At 42.2% G+C, this 18,658-nt stretch carries 14 protein-coding genes; 8 read left to right on the forward strand and 6 right to left on the reverse strand.

All coding sequences use genetic code 11. The features are described from left to right. From VCASEI_RS10900 to emrD, 8 genes are all read left to right on the forward strand, one after another. Positions 1 to 984, forward strand: coding sequence for an ABC transporter ATP-binding protein (locus VCASEI_RS10900; protein WP_086961858.1), 984 nt, complete (start codon positions 1 to 3; stop codon positions 982 to 984). A gap of 70 nt (positions 985 to 1,054) precedes the next feature. After that, positions 1,055 to 2,056, forward strand: coding sequence for an ABC transporter ATP-binding protein (locus VCASEI_RS10905; RefSeq protein ID WP_086961860.1), 1,002 nt, complete (start codon positions 1,055 to 1,057; stop codon positions 2,054 to 2,056). Between the two features lie 118 nt (positions 2,057 to 2,174). Then, entirely contained in the window at positions 2,175 to 3,905 is a 1,731-nt protein-coding gene (locus VCASEI_RS10910; protein ID WP_086961862.1) for a glycoside hydrolase family 9 protein, read from the forward strand. Beyond that, positions 3,898 to 4,785, forward strand: coding sequence for an N-acetylglucosamine kinase (locus VCASEI_RS10915; RefSeq protein WP_089110783.1), 888 nt, complete (start codon positions 3,898 to 3,900; stop codon positions 4,783 to 4,785). The genes VCASEI_RS10910 and VCASEI_RS10915 overlap by 8 nt, the downstream gene beginning before the upstream one ends. Positions 4,786 to 4,827: 42 nt before the next feature. After that, complete coding sequence (locus tag VCASEI_RS10920) at positions 4,828 to 6,747, forward strand: beta-N-acetylhexosaminidase (RefSeq protein WP_086961867.1); 1,920 nt, start codon at positions 4,828 to 4,830, stop codon at positions 6,745 to 6,747. A gap of 202 nt (positions 6,748 to 6,949) precedes the next feature. Next, entirely contained in the window at positions 6,950 to 9,355 is a 2,406-nt protein-coding gene (locus tag VCASEI_RS10930) for a GH36-type glycosyl hydrolase domain-containing protein (protein WP_089110782.1), read from the forward strand. A gap of 52 nt (positions 9,356 to 9,407) precedes the next feature. Further along, on the forward strand, positions 9,408 to 10,820 hold the full coding sequence (locus VCASEI_RS10935; RefSeq protein WP_086961873.1) for a phosphoglucomutase/phosphomannomutase family protein: 1,413 nt from the start codon (positions 9,408 to 9,410) through the stop codon (positions 10,818 to 10,820). 311 nt (positions 10,821 to 11,131) lie between these two features. After that, entirely contained in the window at positions 11,132 to 12,337 is a 1,206-nt protein-coding gene (gene emrD / locus VCASEI_RS10940; protein WP_089110781.1) for a multidrug efflux MFS transporter EmrD, read from the forward strand. A gap of 100 nt (positions 12,338 to 12,437) precedes the next feature. Here emrD and VCASEI_RS10945 read toward each other — a convergent pair whose 3' ends face one another. The 6 genes from VCASEI_RS10945 to glnK form a co-directional block, all read right to left on the reverse strand. Further along, positions 12,438 to 12,776, reverse strand: a complete 339-nt coding sequence (locus VCASEI_RS10945; protein ID WP_086961877.1) for a HopJ type III effector protein — start codon at positions 12,774 to 12,776, stop codon at positions 12,438 to 12,440. A gap of 52 nt (positions 12,777 to 12,828) precedes the next feature. Beyond that, complete coding sequence (locus VCASEI_RS10950; protein WP_086961879.1) at positions 12,829 to 13,926, reverse strand: ABC transporter ATP-binding protein; 1,098 nt, start codon at positions 13,924 to 13,926, stop codon at positions 12,829 to 12,831. Further along, positions 13,927 to 15,570: an ABC transporter permease gene (locus VCASEI_RS10955; protein ID WP_086962123.1), complete on the reverse strand. Its 1,644-nt coding sequence runs from the start codon at positions 15,568 to 15,570 to the stop codon at positions 13,927 to 13,929. Between the two features lie 273 nt (positions 15,571 to 15,843). Then, positions 15,844 to 16,857, reverse strand: coding sequence for a Fe(3+) ABC transporter substrate-binding protein (locus VCASEI_RS10960; protein ID WP_086961881.1), 1,014 nt, complete (start codon positions 16,855 to 16,857; stop codon positions 15,844 to 15,846). A gap of 173 nt (positions 16,858 to 17,030) precedes the next feature. Further along, on the reverse strand, positions 17,031 to 18,257 hold the full coding sequence (locus VCASEI_RS10965; RefSeq protein ID WP_086961883.1) for an ammonium transporter: 1,227 nt from the start codon (positions 18,255 to 18,257) through the stop codon (positions 17,031 to 17,033). A gap of 23 nt (positions 18,258 to 18,280) precedes the next feature. Beyond that, the gene (glnK, locus tag VCASEI_RS10970; RefSeq protein ID WP_086961884.1) at positions 18,281 to 18,619 is read right to left on the reverse strand and encodes a P-II family nitrogen regulator; all 339 of its coding nucleotides are present in this window, start codon (positions 18,617 to 18,619) and stop codon (positions 18,281 to 18,283) included. Positions 18,620 to 18,658 lie beyond the last annotated feature (39 nt).

The raw sequence follows: 18,658 nt of genomic DNA on the forward strand, positions 1-18,658 counted from the left end.
ATGACTCAACCACTAATTTCAATCCGCAATTTATGCGTAGACTACATCACTGACGCGGGCGATGTTCGCGCAGTCAATAACGTAAGCTTTGATATTGCTCCTGGTGAAGTATTTGGTTTAGCGGGGGAATCGGGCTGTGGTAAATCCACGGTGGCTTTCTCGCTAATGCAGTTACACAAGCCACCCGCATTCATTACTGGCGGTGAAGTCATCTTCAATGGTGAGAACATCCTCGACTACAGTGAACATCGTATCCAATCTTTTCGTTGGAGCGAAATGTCGATGGTATTCCAAAGCGCTATGAATGCTTTGAACCCCGTATTGCCAATGGAAGAGCAATTTTGCGATGTGATCATGCGCCATACCAATATGACACGAGACCAAGCAAAAAAACGCGCTGAAGGTTTGTTAGAAATTGTTGATATTCACCCAGATCGTTTGGGCGACTACCCTCACCAGTTTTCTGGAGGTATGCGTCAGCGCCTCGTGATCGCGATTGCATTAGCGCTTAATCCCAAAATGATCATTATGGATGAACCTACAACTGCTCTGGACGTCGTTGTACAACGTGAAATTTTACAAAAAATTTATGCCTTAAAAGAAGAATTTGGATTCTCAATTTTATTCATTACTCATGACTTATCGTTAATGGTCGAATTCTCGGACCGTATCGGAATCATGTACTCAGGTGAATTAATTGAAGTCGCGCCTTCTAAAGAAATTTTAGAATCGCCATACCACCCTTATACACGAGGATTAGGATCTTCATTTCCTCCGTTAACGGGCCCAAAAACCAAATTAACAGGCATTCCTGGTAATCCTTTAAACTTGTTAGAAATTCCACAAGGCTGTCGATTCCAAGCGCGTTGCGATCGCGTGCATGACACATGCCGTCAAGTCGCGACACAACTGCGTCAGATTGAGCCAGGACGATTATCAAACTGCCATTTATATGGCGAACCAATCGTACAAGCAAAAGTTTAATCAAACCCAGAACAGCAGAATCAGCACTATAAGCCGGTTAAAAAGAATTAGCGTAAAGCTGGAGACAATTATGAGCTCATCAGACAAATATGGAAAATTGCTGGTTGAAGGGAAAAACTTAATTAAAGATTTCCCGATCAGCAGTAGTTCACTAAAACAACCTATGATGCGTGCGATCAACGACGTATCTTTTAAAATGTACAAAAGTCGTGGCTTAGCCGTGGTCGGTGAATCAGGTTCTGGTAAATCCACCACCGCGAAAATGATCGCCAAAATGTATGCCCCAACAGCGGGTATGATTGAGTACAAAGGTCGCGATATCCAAGATATCAAGAAGAAACAAGATCTCATGCACTACCGTGAAGGTGTACAAATGGTATGGCAAGACCCATTTGGCTCATTAAACCCAACACACAATATTTTTCACCATATTGCTCGTCCTTTAATCATTCACAATAAAGTGAAAGCCAGTGATAAAAAGGAACTTCAAGAGCGTATTTATGAACTTTTAGAACAAGTAGGATTAAACCCAGCCAAAGAAACTGCGGCTAAATTTCCCCATCAACTTTCAGGTGGCCAACGTCAACGTGTCAATCTAGCGCGTAATATTGCAGTAGGTGCTGAAGTCGTGCTAGCAGATGAACCAACATCGATGTTGGATGTTTCAATACGTGCAGGTGTTTTGAACTTAATGGAAGAAATGAAGTTCGATAAACAAATGTCATTACTTTATATCACACATGACATTGCCACGGCGCGTTATATAGCGGAAGACCTTTCTGTTATGTATGTAGGTCACATGGTCGAATGGGGGGATACCGATGAGATCATTCACGATCCACAACACCCCTATACTCAGCTTTTGGTTTCAGCGGTACCCGATCCGAAGAAATCCATTCATGAAAAATTAAAAGGCAATAAAGGGGAAATCCCACTTTGGACACCAGAATCCGTTGGATGCCCATTTGCCGGCCGTTGCTTACATGTCACCGACAAATGCCGTGAAAAAATGCCAGGGGTCACTCAACTCGCTGACAATCACTTTGTTCGTTGCTATTTGTTTGAAAAATAATCATTTAAGTTGATATTAAAACACGTCAATAGCGCAGTGCGTTTACATAATGTCTGATTTAACGTCGGTATGCTTTAGTTATCTATAGCTACCGACCAGAGCAAGGCTCGGAGCTTTAATGAAAATTCTTACTAACCATATTGGTTATCCGTGTTTAAGCAGTAAAAATGCGGTTGTACTGGCCTCCACTCTCAATGAGAACATAACCGCTCACTTAGTCAATGCTCATACTCATCGTATTGAAAAGGAATTTTCTGTCACACCGATAGGTAAAGTCGCGAATTGGCATCAAGGTCAATTCTATTCCATTGATTTTTCAGAATTTACAACATCAGGCCTATACTATCTATCGATAGGTTCATCACAATCTCATCCTTTTAAAATCAATAATAATCTATTGATGAAACAGACGTTTTCCGATGTTTTACATTACTTTAAATCACAACGCTGTGGTGGGATGTTTGAGCAACAAGATCATCAAATTCCAATTGTAAACACGCAAACCACCTTTGATGTTCATGGCGGTTGGTACGATGCATCGGGAGATGTAAGTAAATATTTTAGCCACTTATCTTATGCCAACTATTTAAACCCACAGCAAACCCCAATGGTAGTTTGGAATATGTTGAAAGGGTTGTCATTAACAAATGACATGACGGCTTTTGCCCCATTTTCGGCTGTACGATTAACCGAAGAAGCGTTGTTTGGCGCTGACTTTTTGGTTCGTATGCAGAACCCTAAAGGTTTCTTCTATATGACGGTATTCGATAAATGGAGTAAAGATCCTAAGCAACGAGAAATCTGCGCTTACGAAACGCAAAACGGCCATAAACTTAGTGATTATCAAGCAGGTTTTCGTCAAGGTGGTGGGGTTACCATTGCTGCTCTCGCCGCTGCTTCACGCTTAGATCAACACGGTGATTACACACAAAACCAATACCTTGAAGCTGCCGTTAAAGGTTATCAACACCTTTGCAAATATAACACTCAATATTTAAACGATGGTACGGAAAATATCATTGATGAGTATTGCGCATTGTTGGCAGCAACCGAGCTATTTAAAACTACACAAAAAAATGACTATTTATTCGAAGCAAGACGTTGGGCTAAAGCGTTAATGAGTCGCCAATTTAGTGACCAAAACTGTTCACATTATTGGTCTGCCAATGAAGATGGCTCTCGTCCATACTTCCATGCAGCTGAAGCAGGGTTACCTGTTATCGCATTAACTGAATACGTCTCCATCGAAAACGATACAATATTAAAAAAACAAACTCTTAGTGTGATTGAAAATGCACTGCGATTTGAATTAACCATTACTCATAATGTAAATAACCCATTTAGCTACCCACGCCAGTATGTAAAAGCGGTTGATGGCGATAAACGAGAGGCCTTCTTTGTCGCACAAAAGAATGAATCAGGTTACTGGTGGCAAGGTGAAAATGCACGCTTAGCATCACTGTCAACCATGGCAAGCATAGTTCAACCATACCTCACCGACCTAGGTCTAAAATGCCAATTAAAACGTTTTGCACAATCGTCTTTAGATTGGATATTAGGGCTAAATCCTTACGACATGTGCATGCTTGATGGTCATGGACACAACAATCCTAATTACCTACCTGAACTGGGTTTTTTTAACGCCAAAGGTGGCGTATGTAACGGTATTACTTCTGGTTTTGATGATGAGCAAGACATTGCTTTTAACCCTGAAGGCCAAAAAGACGACATGCTACAAAACTGGCGTTGGGCAGAACAATGGATCCCGCACGGTGCATGGTATTTATTGGCGATCATTGCCCAACAGAATCATTTAGATACTGAAAATAAGGAGCCATCCCATGGCTGATCTTTTTGTGGGAATCGATGGGGGTGGCACCTCTTGTCGCGCACGCATTCGCGATCATCAAGGAAAGCTGATAGGTGAAGGCAAAAGTGGCAGTGCTAATATTTTACTCGGTGTCGAAGTGGCAATGGTGTCTATCATTGAAGCCATTGAACAAGCAAGCCAAGGCTATGGGATCACCCAGCAAGACTATTCTCATATGCACCTTGGTTTAGCACTAGCGGCCGCTGAACAAAAATCCTCATGGCAATCTTTCATGTCTTTATCCCACCCATTTGCCAGTATGGTACTGAATACCGATGCTTATGGAGCTTGTTTGGGTGCTCATAACGGTAATGATGGTGCCATCATGATTGCTGGTACAGGTTCATGTGGCCTTTTAATCCACCAAGGTAAACATCATATTGTCGGCGGCCGTGAATTTCCAATTTCCGATCTTGGTGGTGGTGCGATCATGGGGCTAAGGCTCATTCAATACACCTTACTGACTCAAGATGACATTAAACCAAGTAGCCCAATCACCAACATCGTCATGCAACACTTTAATCACGATGTCGACACCATTGTTGAATGGTCAAAAACCGCTAAGCCTTGTGAGTATGGTCAATTTTCCCCACAAATTTTTAGTTGTGCCAGTCAAGGTGACCAAGTGGCTATCACTTTATTAAAAGAAACCGCGCAAGACATTGATATGTACTTATTGGCACTTATCAAAAAAGGCGCAAATGCCATTTCGCTGATGGGCGGGATCGGTGAACACATCGTCCCCTATCTCAGTCAAATGACACAATCACATCTCGTCTCCGCTAAAAAAGATGCGATTGAAGGTGCTTTAATGATGGCAAATAACCCTCAACACAACCTGTATTCATTCGCTTGTTGAGCCATGAATTTTATAACAACACACGCCTTAAAAGGTGACATTATGAATTATCGAATTGATCTCTCTGTTCTTGAAGAACAAGAAAACTATACTCGTTTTGGCTTCACGCTTCATAATTTAAGCGATCAAGATTTACACCACTGGGATATTCATCTTAGCTTTCGACGCTTCATCCAACCGGAATCTTTAACTCAAGGGACGATTGAACAAGTGGGCGCTTATTGTGTGATTCAGCCCCCCCAAGAAACCATATTATTGGCTAACCACCATTATTATGTTGAATTTGGCTGCCATACGGCACCATTTCAATTACTGTCCGATGGGTTTGATGATGCATTCATTCAAATGAAAAACAACGGTGAGATTGTTAATGTTAACGTCGCCATTACGCCTATTGCTTTAGCTTCTGCTTATAAGCAAAGTTCAAGTATCCCTGTGGTGGCAGCTAACTTTGAAGGCATTATTCCTAATCCTCAAAGCCAGCAATCTCGACAAGGTCACTTTAATTTAACTCAAACGATTGTCTTTCAATTTTACAGCAATCAAGCACAGAGTGCTCTAACATGGTTGGCGGAAGAATTTAGCGGCATTTTAGATAACACCATAAAAATGAGCAGCCAAGGCAATGTTTGCTTTGTGATGACCCCCAATTTAGCCGACGGTGCTTATAAACTTGAAATACAAGAAAAACAAATCTTGTTGGAAGCTAGCTCCACCAGCGGTTTTATGTATGCCAGCGCAAGCCTACTGCAACTTGTTAACCATCAAATTAATAATCAAAGTACCGAACTGCCTTGTGTCTTGATACAAGATAAACCTCGTTTTACTCACCGCGGCATGATGCTGGACTGCGCTCGCCACTTTCATTCGGTCGACACCGTCAAGCGACTGATTAACCAACTTGTTCAATTAAAATTTAACGTTTTTCATTGGCATTTAACCGATGACGAAGGCTGGCGTATTGAAATCAAAGCCTTCCCTGAATTAACACGCATTGGTGCATGGCGTGGCTTGGACACCCCAATAGAGCCGCAATATTCCAATCTATCCGGAAAACATGGTGGCTTTTATAGCCAAGATGATATCCGTGACATTATTCAATACGCAGCAGAACGAAATATTACCGTTATCCCAGAAATTGATATTCCAGGGCATTGCCGAGCTGCCATAAAGTCACTTCCTGACTTATTAGTCGATCCTGAAGATCAATCAGAATACCGTAGTATTCAATACTACACAGACAATGTTTTATCTCCTGGGTTAGAGGGAACCTATACCTTTATTGATACCGTTTTAGAAGAAATTTCTCATCTATTCCCAGCGCCTTACATTCACATTGGTGCCGATGAAGTGCCCGATGGAGTTTGGAAAAAAAGCCCCAAATGCCAAGCATTAATGGCCACACACGGCTACCAAAATGAAAAAGAGTTACAAGGGCATCTATTGAGTTACACAGAGGACAAAATAAAGTCTTTAGGCAAGCGCATGCTTGGTTGGGAAGAAGTGCAACATGGTGACAAAGTCAGTAAAGACACCATCGTTTACTCCTGGCACAGCGAAAAAGCAGGTTTGCACTGTGCTCGTAATGGGTTTGATGTGGTGTTGCAACCTGCTCAATATACCTATTTAGACATTATTCAAGATTATTCATCGACAGAATTCGGCGTCAACTGGGCGGGAGTCGTACCGTTAGAAAAATCTTATGGGTATGAACCGTTGTCAGAACTGGATCCCGATGATCCAATCAGGCAGCATATTTTTGGCATTCAATGTGGTCTATGGTGCGAAATTATTGATAACCAAGATCGCATTGATTACATGATTTTCCCTCGCCTTCTTGCGATTGCAGAAGCGTGCTGGACAGAAAAACAACACCGAGATTGGGACGATTTTCTCTCTCGTCTTTATGGACATTTGCCAACTTTGACTCGTCAAGGTGTCAACTTCCGCCCTTTGAAATAGAAGTTGAACCCAAAATAGTTGACGTTACAGTGAGGTGGCAAGTAACCAAAACCCGATGAACATAGTTTTCCTATGCGATTGGAGTGAATAAATGCAGCCAACAAAACGGTAGCTTCAAATAAAAAAGGGCGCGATTTCAAAGGTAAAAAATTAAGATCGATAAAGTCTTCACCCAGATTTATTTTAAGTAAGGAACACATCAATGAAATACGGTTTTTTCGACAATGATAATCGTGAATACGTCATCACTCGTCCTGACGTACCAGCACCTTGGACCAACTACCTAGGCACAGAGAAATTTTGTACTGTCATTTCACATAATGCAGGTGGTTACTCTTTTTATAACTCTCCAGAATACAATCGAGTGACTAAATTCCGCCCGAACGCATCATTTGATAGACCAGGGCACTATGTCTATTTACGTGATGATGAGACTGGCGATTATTGGTCTATCTCATGGCAACCTGTCGCTAAAAGCCTAGATGAAGCTTCTTATGAAATACGTCATGGTTTGTCATACTCTACATTTAAGTGTGAATACAACGGCATTACTGCAACTAAAACCTTATTTGTCCCCAAAGGTGAAGATGCCGAAGTGTGGGATGTCGTCATTAAAAATACGGATAACAAACCACGTACCATTAGTGCATTTTCTTTTGTGGAATTCTCTTTCAGCCACATTCAATCAGATAATCAAAACCATCAGATGTCCCTTTATTCTGCTGGAACAGAATATCGTAATGGCGTGATCGAATACGATCTGTATTACAACACCAATGACTTTGAAGGTTTTTATTACCTCGCCTCTACCTTCGATCCCGATTCTTACGATGGTCAACGTGATAGCTTCCTTGGGTTATACCGTGATGAAGCCAACCCGATTGCGGTTGAGCAAGGTCAATGTTCAAACTCAGCACAAACTTGTTATAACCATTGTGGTTCATTACACAAACAATTCGTAATTCAACCCGGAGAAGAAGTCCGATTTGCTTACATTCTTGGCATGGGTAAAGGCAATGGTGAAAAGCTGCGCGCTAAATACCAAGATCTTGCTAACCTTGATGCTGACTTTGCTGGAATAAAAGCACACTGGGATGAGCGTTGTAACAAGTTCCAAGTGAAATCCCCTAATGAAGGTGTGGATACCATGATCAACGCATGGACCCTCTACCAAGCAGAAACGTGTGTCGTATGGTCTCGTTTCGCCTCTTTCATTGAGGTCGGTGGGCGTACTGGTCTTGGATATCGTGACACTGCGCAAGATGCGATTTCTGTGCCTCATGCTAACCCATCCATGACTCGTAAGCGCTTAGTTGATTTACTACGAGGCCAAGTCAAAGCAGGCTACGGTTTGCACTTATTTGATCCTGACTGGTTCGATCCTGAAAAAGCCGATGTCGTTCCATCCAAATCGCCAACCGTGGTTCCAACACCAAGTGATGAAGATAAGATCCACGGCATCGAAGATACCTGCTCAGACGATCACTTATGGCTGGTTCCGACGATTTGTAAGTACGTGATGGAAACCGGTGAAGAATCGTTCTTTGATGAAGTGATCCCTTATGCCGATGGCGGTAATGCTAGTGTTTACGATCACATGAAAGCTGCTCTGGATTTCTCTGCCGAATATGTCGGTAACACTGGTATTTGTAAAGGCTTACGTGCAGATTGGAACGATTGCCTCAACCTCGGTGGCGGTGAATCATCCATGGTTTCTTTTCTTCATTACTGGGCACTACAAGAGTTTATCGATCTTGCTAAGCACCTTGGTAAAACCGAGGATGTTGATAAATACAGCACCATGGCGGAAGGTGTTCGTCAGGCTTGTGAAACTCACCTGTGGGATGATGAAGGAGGCTGGTACATTCGCGGCTTAACTAAAAATGGCGATAAGATCGGTACCGCTCAACAAACTGAAGGCAAGATCCACTTAGAGTCAAATACTCTAGCGGTCCTTTCTGGAGCGGTATCTCAAGAACGCGGTGAGCGAGCAATGGATTCGGTAGATGAGCATTTATACTCGCCATACGGCTTGCACTTAAACTCGCCATCATTTGCAACGCCAAACGATGACATTGGTTTTGTCACTCGTGTTTATCAAGGCGTAAAAGAAAACGGCGCGATCTTCTCACATCCAAACCCTTGGGCGTGGGTAGCAGAAGCCAAGCTGGGTCGTGGCGATCAAGCGATGAAGTTCTACGATGCACTAAACCCATACAATCAAAATGACATGATTGAAACGCGCATTGCCGAACCTTACTCATACGTGCAATTTATCATGGGCCGCGATCATCAAGACCATGGCCGCGCCAATCACCCTTGGCTAACCGGAACCTCTGGCTGGGCTTACTTTGCCGTGACTAACTTTATTTTAGGGGTTCGTACCGGATTTGAAGGTTTAACCGTTGATCCTTGTATTCCAACTGCATGGCCGAGCTTTGACGTAACGCGTCAATGGCGTGGAGCAACATACAACATCACGGTAAAAAATCCGAATAATGTCAGCAAAGGCGTTCAATCCATCACTGTTAATGGTGAGGCCATTGAAGGGGCGATTCCGGTTCAAGCCGAAGGCAGCATTAACGATATTATAGTGATTTTAGGGTAAGAAACTTGGGAAGCACTTGCTTCCCACTTTAACTTCTAGAAAGGATGTCATCATGATCAAATTTGGAACCGGCGGTTGGCGCGCTTTTATTGGGGAAGAGTTTACCCAAGCTAACGTACGCCTAGTTGCTCAAGCACTCTCAAATATCATTCAACATGAAAATGCCGCTAAAAATGGTTTCGTTATTGGCTATGACCGCCGATTTTTATCCGACAAAGCGGCGAGATGGTTTGCTGAGATTCTAGCCGGGAATGGAATTAAAGTCAGCTTCATTAATCGTTTTGTGCCCACTCCGATTGTGATGTTCAAAGCCAAAGAAATGGACTGTCACTATTCCGCTTGTATTACGGCGTCTCACAATCCTGCCGATTACAACGGAATTAAAGTATTCATTCAAGGTGGGCGGGATGCCGATGAAGTAATCACACAAAAAATAGAATCTCAAATTGCCGAGCTACAAGATTCTGATGTTCAATTAATCGATTTTGATGACGCACGAGATAATGGTCTCATTGAGATAATCAACCCAATGAACGAGTTTGTGGATTCAATCATTAACTTTATTGATATGGAATCGATCAAAAAAGCCAACCTACGCGTATTAATCGATCCCATGTTTGGCGTGGCAAAAAATGCCCTCCAGACTGTTTTAATTAATGGCCGTTGTGACGTGGATGTGATTAACGATGGTGAAAACCCATCCTTTGGAGGCTTAATGCCCTCTCCAAATGCGGCAACCTTATACCGCTTAAAACATTTAGTCGCAGCCGAAGGATATGATATTGGTATCGGTACTGATGGCGATGCCGATCGCTTAGGTATTATTGATGAAGAAGGCCACTTTATTCACCCCAACGAAGTACTGCTTCTTTTGTATTACTACATGTTGGAATACAAAGGTTGGAAAGGCTCAGTGGTGCGCAATATCGCCACTACCCATCTGTTGGATAAAGTCGCAGCCGATCATGGTGAAAAAAGCTTTGAGGTTCCTGTAGGCTTTAAGCACATTAGTAGTCAAATGGAAGCTGATGATTCATTAATTGGCGGTGAAAGCTCAGGTGGTTTAACCATCCGTGGGCACATTAAAGGCAAAGATGGTGTGTTTGCTTCAACTTTATTAGTCGAAATGATCAGTGTGACGGGTAAGAAATTATCGGAAATGCTCGACGAAATTTATGGAAAATATGGTTATGCCTACACCGCAGAAGGTGATTGCACCTTTAAACCGGCTCAAAAAGAAGCGCTATACAACAAAATCTATGTTGAAAAGTTAATGCCCAAATTTGAGTATGATGTTGAGCGCATCAGCTATGAAGATGGCGCAAAAGTTTACTTCCGCAATGGCGGTTGGGTGATAGCTCGATTCTCTGGTACCGAGCCTTTACTGCGTATTTTCTCTGAAATGGAAGATCAATCAACTGCAGAATCAATGGTCACACAGATGAAAGCCTTTTTAGCATTGTAGAAATAGAAGACGAAAGCGCAGAGTTCTAAGGGATATTGATCTTTCATATAAAAGATCGTGGTGAAAGCTACGATCTTTTTTAATTTTCGTCACGAGCGATTCACTTAGGATGTACCTCGCCAGAAAAAACAGCCAGAACAAAAAAATCATTAGAAAAACTAATCTTTAACCTCTAATTTCATCTTGCAAACCTAACCATATTTTTATTGCTGAAATGACGCCTTCGCACTAATATCCCCGCCATTATTATGGTCACTTAATCGACCCGTTTCCATTATCAATCTTTACTCATTTTTCATTGGAGAAAATGCATGTCTGCGCCTCTTAGTTTTATCAAACTAACCTTCTTGATTGCCATTTTGGCAGCAGTAGGACAAATGACGCAAACCATGTATGTGCCTTCTATGGGATACATGGCTCGTGAATTTAGTGTTTCAGCAGCCTCGATGCAGGCCGTCATGGCTTGCTACTTAATCCCTTATGGGTTATCACAATTCATTTATGGTCCATTATCGGATCGCTTAGGCCGTCGCCCTATCATTCTTACAGGCTTGATGATCTATATTCTAGGATCGCTCGCCGCTTTATTTGCCCATAGCTTCCCTTTATTCCTTGCTGCCAGTTTTATCCAAGGTATGGGCATTGGCTGCGGAGGAGCAATGGCTCGTACGCTAAGCCGTGATTGTTTTTCCGGCTTAGCGTTACATAAAGTAAATAGCCTTATCAGCATGTGTTTAATATTTTCACCGTTAGTCGCTCCGCTACTAGGTGGATATTTAACGGAAGTTTTTCATTGGCGAAGCAGCTACTTATTTTTAACCTTGTTCAGCGTTGGTGTCACCATCATCATGTTTACGCATATGAAAGAAACGCTACCAAAAACATCACGTCGATACGACTCGGTTGCCACCAGCTATCGCTACGTATTAGGTCATCGTCAATTCCAAGGCTATTTACTTTGCCTTGTCGCCACCTTTGCCGGAGTAGCATTATTTGAAGCGGCGGCAGGTGTATTACTTGGTGGTAAATTAAAGCTTCCAGCAACAACGGTGAGTTTACTGTTTATTCTCCCCATTCCGGGCTATTTATTAGGCGCAGCAATGTCAAATTGGATTGCTTCTCGCCATTCTGAAAAGCGCGCTTTAAACTTCGGCTTGGTCGCGATTGCTATTGGTTCGTTAGTGATCTTCATTCCTGGCGTATTTGGTTACACCAATGCTCTAACTTTAGTTGGTGGTGCAACCATCTACTTTTTAGGCTCTGGCGTACTATTTCCCGCGGCAACTACCGGAGCAATTTCACCTTTCCCGCACCATGCAGGAACAGCGGGTGCCTTACTCGGTGGAATTCAAAACTTCGGCGCAGGAATGGCAACCTTGATTGCAGCGATGATGCCAGCTCAGAACCAACTACCACTAGGTGCCTTGATGCTCGCCATGTCTTTACTTGCTGTGATTGGCTTACACAGAGTCAATAAAACGCCGATGCCACCTGATGTATTGGGTAGCACACTGTAATCACCCAACGGATACACATATAAAAAGCCGCATAAGAATCAATCTTACGCGGCTTAATTTTTATCGTTCTTTATTCTTTCGGTTAACTTAATCGTTCAAATTAATTCAAGGCCGGCGATGGAAACTTAATCCCATCCCAACCGTATTGAATAAAGTTACGTATATTCTGATGATCATCATTTTCTGGATGCTCTAATACATCTTGGCGATAAAATTTACCGAAACACGCCAAAGTTTGTGCTTGAGTTAAATTATGCATTTGTGCAAACGCGAAGATCTTACAAGACCCATTATTTTGCCCAGCGTCATTACTTATATCACCATTAGTAAATGCCGTAGGAGTAAATGTGAAACTACTATCAATCACCGCAATAGTCTGTTCAAACTCAACCGACAGTGGCTCGGTGGTTACCTGATGCAAAAACTCAGTCAACGCCATAACGTTCTCCTTTTAATCTTTTTAATAATTAAGCCAGTGTAAGTAAGACAATTTAAAAAACCAATGCCTCTTCACAATCCACTTCAACATTCACCTTTTGCCCTACCTCTAAAAGGTGATTAGATTGCGCTAACAAATGCACGCCGTGAACATCAATAACGTAACGACAGTGATCCCCCATAAACTGCTGCTCAATGACACGGATCTCGCTTTCTTCATCATGCAGTAACAATACTTGCTGCGGTCGCAATAGAATCTCGCACGCTTTCCCGATTTCAATCTGATTTTTAGAAGTGATAAGCAATGTGCCTAACACCGTATCAAATTGACCATCAGATAATTTTTCGGCAGGAAGATAACAACCACCTCCGAGAAAATTAGCTACAAATTTACTCGATGGCTGGTAATAAAGCTGTGCAGCTGAACCAAACTGCTCAATCACCCCTTTATTCATTACCGCCATTTTATCGGAAAATGCGAACGCTTCCTCTCGAGAATGCGTGACAAAAATGGCCGTAACACCTTGTTGTTTAAAGATGTTACGAATATCACGAATTAATTCATGGCGAACTTGCGTATCAATATTAGAAAAAGGTTCATCAAGCAACAATAAATCAGGTTGGCACGCCAGCGATCGAGCAATCGCGACACGTTGCTGCTGACCTCCTGATAATTGATGGGGGTAGCGATCTTCTAGGCCAATTAAGTGCACCAGTTCCAACATACTTTCTACAATGGTTTTCTGCTGAGCTTTATTTTTATCTTGTAAACCAAACGAGATATTGTCAGAAACGGACAAATGTGGAAATAAAGCATAATCTTGAAAAATAAGACCTATATTTCTTTGCTCTGGTGGCAACCAATTTTCACCATCATCAATCACTTTTTGATTTAGCACCATCTCACCAGAAGATAATGGCAACAAACCCGCAATAGCTTTTAGTAGGGTGGTTTTCCCGCAGCCGCTCGCCCCGAGTAAACACACAATTTCACCTTGTTGTACTGATAAGCTTAAGTTCTCTAAAACCGGTACAAGTTGCCCCTTCGTCGAACCATGCCCTGTAGCATAGCGACAAGTTAAATGTTCAATCTTCAACGCAGTCTTGTCAGGAGAAGGATCAGAAGAGATAGAATGAGTAGGCAATGTCATTTAATGCACCTTTTCTAAAGAACGATTAACCACAATAAGCGGCACCAACCCCACCAGCACCAATAAAATCGCAGGCAAAGCGGCCAGTTCTAATTGCTGGTCAGACACAAAGTTATATACATATGTTGCTAAAGTTTCAAAGTTAAACGGGCGCAATAAGATAGAAGCATTCAGCTCTTTCATTGATTCAATAAACACCAATAGACCAGCAATCAAAGCGCCCCTTATAACCAAAGGAAAATGTACACGCTTTAGCATATTGCTCGATGTGCAGCCCATCGTTCGAGCTGCCATATCCAAGCTTGGAGACACCTTACTTAACCCGCTTTCAATACTGCCAATCGCAACCGCCGAAAACCGTACCGTTAGTGCAAAAATCAAGGCAAACATTGTACCGGAAAAAAGTAACCCTGGACGCCCCCACTCCATCCACTTAGCAACATCATTAATACTATGGTCAACCGTTAATACCGCCACCATAATGCCTATCGCCAAGACTGTGCCGGGAACCGCATAGCCCAAAGAAGACAAGCGCATTGGCATGTGGCTCATATTACCTTCATTTTCTCCACCTTGAGTGGCTAAACGCCGGTAAAAATTGACAACTAAAGCCAATATTACACACACTACAGCAACGCTTAACGACACTTGTAAACTATTGAGTGAATAAACTTTAAATTCACTCGTCCAACTATTTGAAAAATATCGTGATGCATAATTGACCAGCTGCATTAATGGCAGCAAGAAGCCCGCTAATACCAACCCCCAGCACCATGATAAAGACAACCATTTTCTCCATCCTGATAATGCATATCGGTTATCTTCATGGCTCGAAAATTGTGTCTGAAAATGTTTTTGCTTACGGCGGCTATAACGCTCTGCACTAAGCAGTAGAATAACAACCAGTAACATGATAGCCGAGATTTTTGCAGCGGCCGTTAGATTAGAATACCCAAGCCAAGTATCGTAAACTGCGGTGGTTAACGTGCTTACCGCAAAATAGCTCACCGTGCCAAAATCGCCCAAGGTTTCCATCGCGACAAGAGACAATCCAACCGCAATAGCGGGGCGAGCTAATGGTAAGGAGACCTGGTAAAAACTTTGCCACGGCGTGCATTTTAACAAACGAGCAGACTGTAAAAGCGAAGTACTTTGCTCCATAAAAGCAGAGCGTGCGAGTAAATAAACGTAAGGATAAAGCACCAATGACAACACAATCATCGCACCGGGTAACGTTCGTATATCTGGAAACCAATAATCTTGCGGTGTTAACTCAAAGCTATTGCGCAGCCAAATCTGAATAGGCCCAGCAAAATCAAACCAATCAGTATAAATGTACCCAACAATATAAGCAGGCATAGCCAGTGGAAGGACCAATGCCCATTGCAATATTTTCTCTCCAGGTAAACGACACATGGCCATTAACCAAGCACCTGGTAAACCAAGAATCAAAGAAAGCAACATGGTGCCAGAGACCAAAAGAATCGTATTAAGCGTATAGGTTGGTAATACCGATGCAAATAGGTGCGCAAACAATTCATCGCTTTCCCCTATCGCGGTATAAAAAACAGCCAATATTGGTAAAACCAATAATACAGCCATAACCCAACTGCTGATTTTCCATGACAAATACGTTTCTTTCATTGTGACCATTTTACACTTATATCAATAAAAATATTACCGAAGATAATACACAAAAAATAGAATTTAAGCCTATAACGAAACGACAAAAGGGAAGCCTCAGCCTCCCTTGAATTCAATCCGTTATTTTACTTATATATCCTACATAATTGACGTTGCAGTGAGTGAACAAGTACGTGAAACCCCATGAGCTTTTTTATAAACAAAAGCTTGTCTATGTAATTGAGGTGAACGCTCGTTGCCAACCAAGCTATAGCATCAAGTATAACGGGTATATTAAAGGTCGAATTTAACTTCATCTAATAACTTCACTGCCGCCTCATGATGTGCAGCGATGTCATCCAAAGATAGAGAATCGGCTTTATAATCCCCCCAAGAAGCCACTAATTTAGACGCTTCAACGCCCGGCTTTACCGGTGATTCAAAGTTATCTTCAGCATACATTTTTTGAGCAACATCACCAGATAAGAACTCCATTAACTTAAGCGCATTATCTTTATTGGGTGCGTACTTTGCCATTGCCATGCCACTGATATTGACATGTGTACCAAATGCTTCTTGCCCTGGGAAGTTTATGTAAACCGCATCAGCCCATACTTTTTGTTCTTTATCGTTAATCATTTTTCCAAAGTAGTAGCTGTTACCTAAAGAATAATCACATAGACCTTCTTTGATCGCTTGTACTTGACCACGATCACTGCCTTGAGGCTTGCGAGCAAGGTTAGATTTCAAGCCTTCTAGCCATTGTTTCGTTTCTGCTTCTCCGTGATGAGCAATCATAGCTGAAACTAAAGAGACGTTATATGGATGCTTACCAGGGCGAGTACAAATTTTACCTTTATACTCAGGTTTTGCTAAGTCCATATAATCAAAAGATGCAGGAAGTTTACCAACGCGATCTTTCGAAGAATATACCGCACGAGCACGTGTTGTCACACCAAACCATTCGCCTTCTTTGTCACGGTATTGAGCAGGAATATTGCCGTTAATCACGTCGCTGTTTACAGGTTGAACAACTACTTTATCGGTTAACTCTGCCAAACGACTAATATCAACAGTAAGTACAACATCAGCAGGACTGTATTCACCTTCTTGAACCAGTTTTTCCGCTAAGCCATCTTTAGCAAACTTCACATTCACTTTAATGCCCGTTTCTTCGGTAAACTCTTTTAGCATAGGCTCAACAAGAAAAGGCTGGCGATAAGAATAAACATTCACTTCTTGTGCTGCCATCAGCGCAGGAGAAAAACTAGAGGCAGCGAGTGCCGAAACAAGGAATAGCTTTTTCATTGGTATAATCCTTTATATAAATACAAATGATAACAATTATCAATATGGTTATTATATCCAGCTAAGGATTTAACTCAATCGTCAAGAGCTCATAAATCGAAAAAGCCCCGCTCATTTGAACAGGGCTTTGTAACAAAGTATAAATCTAGAATGAATACATCATTCATTGATGCTTATTTATTTGAAGTAAACTCAGGATAAGCGACCACACCACAATCGTGCATGTCCATCCCTTCAAGCTCTTCTTCTTCTGTCACACGAATTCCCATTGTTGCTTTTAAAATGGCCCAAACCACCAAGCTTGCAATAAACACCCATGCAAAGATAACCACAGCACCATATATTTGAGCACCAAATGTTGCATCTGAATTACTCACCGGCACCATCAGTAAACCCAAAATACCACACACACCGTGTACTGAAATGGCCCCCACAGGATCATCAATCTTCACTTTATCGAAGAACAAGATACTGAAGATAACTAACACACCCGCAATCGCACCGATAAGCACAGACATCACAGGTGATGGAGACGCAGGATCCGCAGTAATCGCGACAAGACCCGCTAAAGCACCGTTAAGAATCATGGTTAAATCCGCTTTACCCCAAATAAGCTTTACGGTAATTAAAGAAGCGATCGCACCAGCAGCAGCGGCAGCATTGGTGTTCAAGAAAACTTCGCCAATCGCGGTTGCATCGTCTGCCGAAGAAAGCGCAAGTTGTGAACCTCCGTTAAAGCCAAACCAACCAAACCATAAGATAAACGTCCCTAATGTCGCTAATGGCATGTTTGAGCCTTGGATAGGGTGGACTTCACCATTTTTACCGTATTTGCCTTTACGAGCACCAAGTAACAATACGCCAGCTAATGCGGCAGCTGCACCCGCTAAGTGAACAATCCCTGAACCTGCAAAATCACTGAAACCAGCGGCTGATAAGAACCCACCACCCCATGTCCAATACCCCTCAACAGGGTAAATAAAGCCAGTTAGAACCACGGCAAAAATCAAAAATGTTGATAACTTCATGCGTTCAGCCACCGCCCCAGAAACGACTGACATTGCGGTAGCAACGAACACCACTTGGAAGAAGAAATCTGAGCCTAAAGAGTGAGATGCATCATCGGCTTGTGTGCCGATAAGCGCACCAAAAGAAGGGAATACACCGCCTTCAGCGTTACCAACATACATAATGTTATAACCGACAAACAAAAACATGGTGCAAGCAACGGCAAATAAAACGAAGTTTTTGGTTAAAATTTCCGTGGTGTTTTTTGAACGTACAAGACCGGCCTCCAACATCGCAAAGCCTGCTGCCATCCACATCACTAATGCACCCGATATCAATAAAAAGAAGGTATCTAAAGCATATTTGATTTCTGTTATTGCTGTAATATCCATATTATTTTTCTCCAATACCTAACTTAAAGTGCTTCATCATCCATTTCACCCGTACGAATACGGATGGCTTGCTGTAAATCAAACACAAAAATTTTACCGTCACCAATTTTTCCAGTTTGTGCCGCTTTTGTGATGGCCTCAATCACGCGATCAACATTGTCAGATTGTGTCGCAATTTCTATTTTCACTTTAGGTAAGAAATCCACTTGATATTCCGCACCGCGGTATAATTCTGTGTGACCTTTTTGACGTCCGAATCCTTTTACTTCAGAAACGGTCATACCTTCAATCCCCACATCCGCAAGCGCCTCACGAACATCATCCAATTTAAATGGTTTAATAATGGCATTAATTAGTTTCATTGCATTCCCTCGTAATGATTAATTATTTCTACATTAAAA

Source organism: Vibrio casei (genome assembly GCF_002218025.2).
In the GTDB taxonomy this organism is placed as follows: Bacteria; Pseudomonadota; Gammaproteobacteria; order Enterobacterales; family Vibrionaceae; genus Vibrio; species Vibrio casei.

Excerpts from the sequence above, each read along its gene's own strand:
- VCASEI_RS10960 (WP_086961881.1), bottom strand. The coding sequence starts at position 16,857 with ATGAAAAAGCTATTCCTTGTTTCGGCACTCGCTGCCTCTAGTTTTTCT.
- VCASEI_RS10935 (WP_086961873.1), top strand. The coding sequence starts at position 9,408 with ATGATCAAATTTGGAACCGGCGGTTGGCGCGCTTTTATTGGGGAAGAG.
- glnK (WP_086961884.1), bottom strand. The coding sequence starts at position 18,619 with ATGAAACTAATTAATGCCATTATTAAACCATTTAAATTGGATGATGTT.
- VCASEI_RS10930 (WP_089110782.1), top strand. The coding sequence starts at position 6,950 with ATGAAATACGGTTTTTTCGACAATGATAATCGTGAATACGTCATCACT.
- VCASEI_RS10950 (WP_086961879.1), bottom strand. The coding sequence starts at position 13,926 with ATGACATTGCCTACTCATTCTATCTCTTCTGATCCTTCTCCTGACAAG.
- VCASEI_RS10955 (WP_086962123.1), bottom strand. The coding sequence starts at position 15,570 with ATGAAAGAAACGTATTTGTCATGGAAAATCAGCAGTTGGGTTATGGCT.
- VCASEI_RS10900 (WP_086961858.1), top strand. The coding sequence starts at position 1 with ATGACTCAACCACTAATTTCAATCCGCAATTTATGCGTAGACTACATC.
- VCASEI_RS10915 (WP_089110783.1), top strand. The coding sequence starts at position 3,898 with ATGGCTGATCTTTTTGTGGGAATCGATGGGGGTGGCACCTCTTGTCGC.
- VCASEI_RS10945 (WP_086961877.1), bottom strand. The coding sequence starts at position 12,776 with ATGGCGTTGACTGAGTTTTTGCATCAGGTAACCACCGAGCCACTGTCG.
- VCASEI_RS10910 (WP_086961862.1), top strand. The coding sequence starts at position 2,175 with ATGAAAATTCTTACTAACCATATTGGTTATCCGTGTTTAAGCAGTAAA.
- VCASEI_RS10965 (WP_086961883.1), bottom strand. The coding sequence starts at position 18,257 with ATGGATATTACAGCAATAACAGAAATCAAATATGCTTTAGATACCTTC.
- emrD (WP_089110781.1), top strand. The coding sequence starts at position 11,132 with ATGTCTGCGCCTCTTAGTTTTATCAAACTAACCTTCTTGATTGCCATT.
- VCASEI_RS10920 (WP_086961867.1), top strand. The coding sequence starts at position 4,828 with ATGAATTATCGAATTGATCTCTCTGTTCTTGAAGAACAAGAAAACTAT.
- VCASEI_RS10905 (WP_086961860.1), top strand. The coding sequence starts at position 1,055 with ATGAGCTCATCAGACAAATATGGAAAATTGCTGGTTGAAGGGAAAAAC.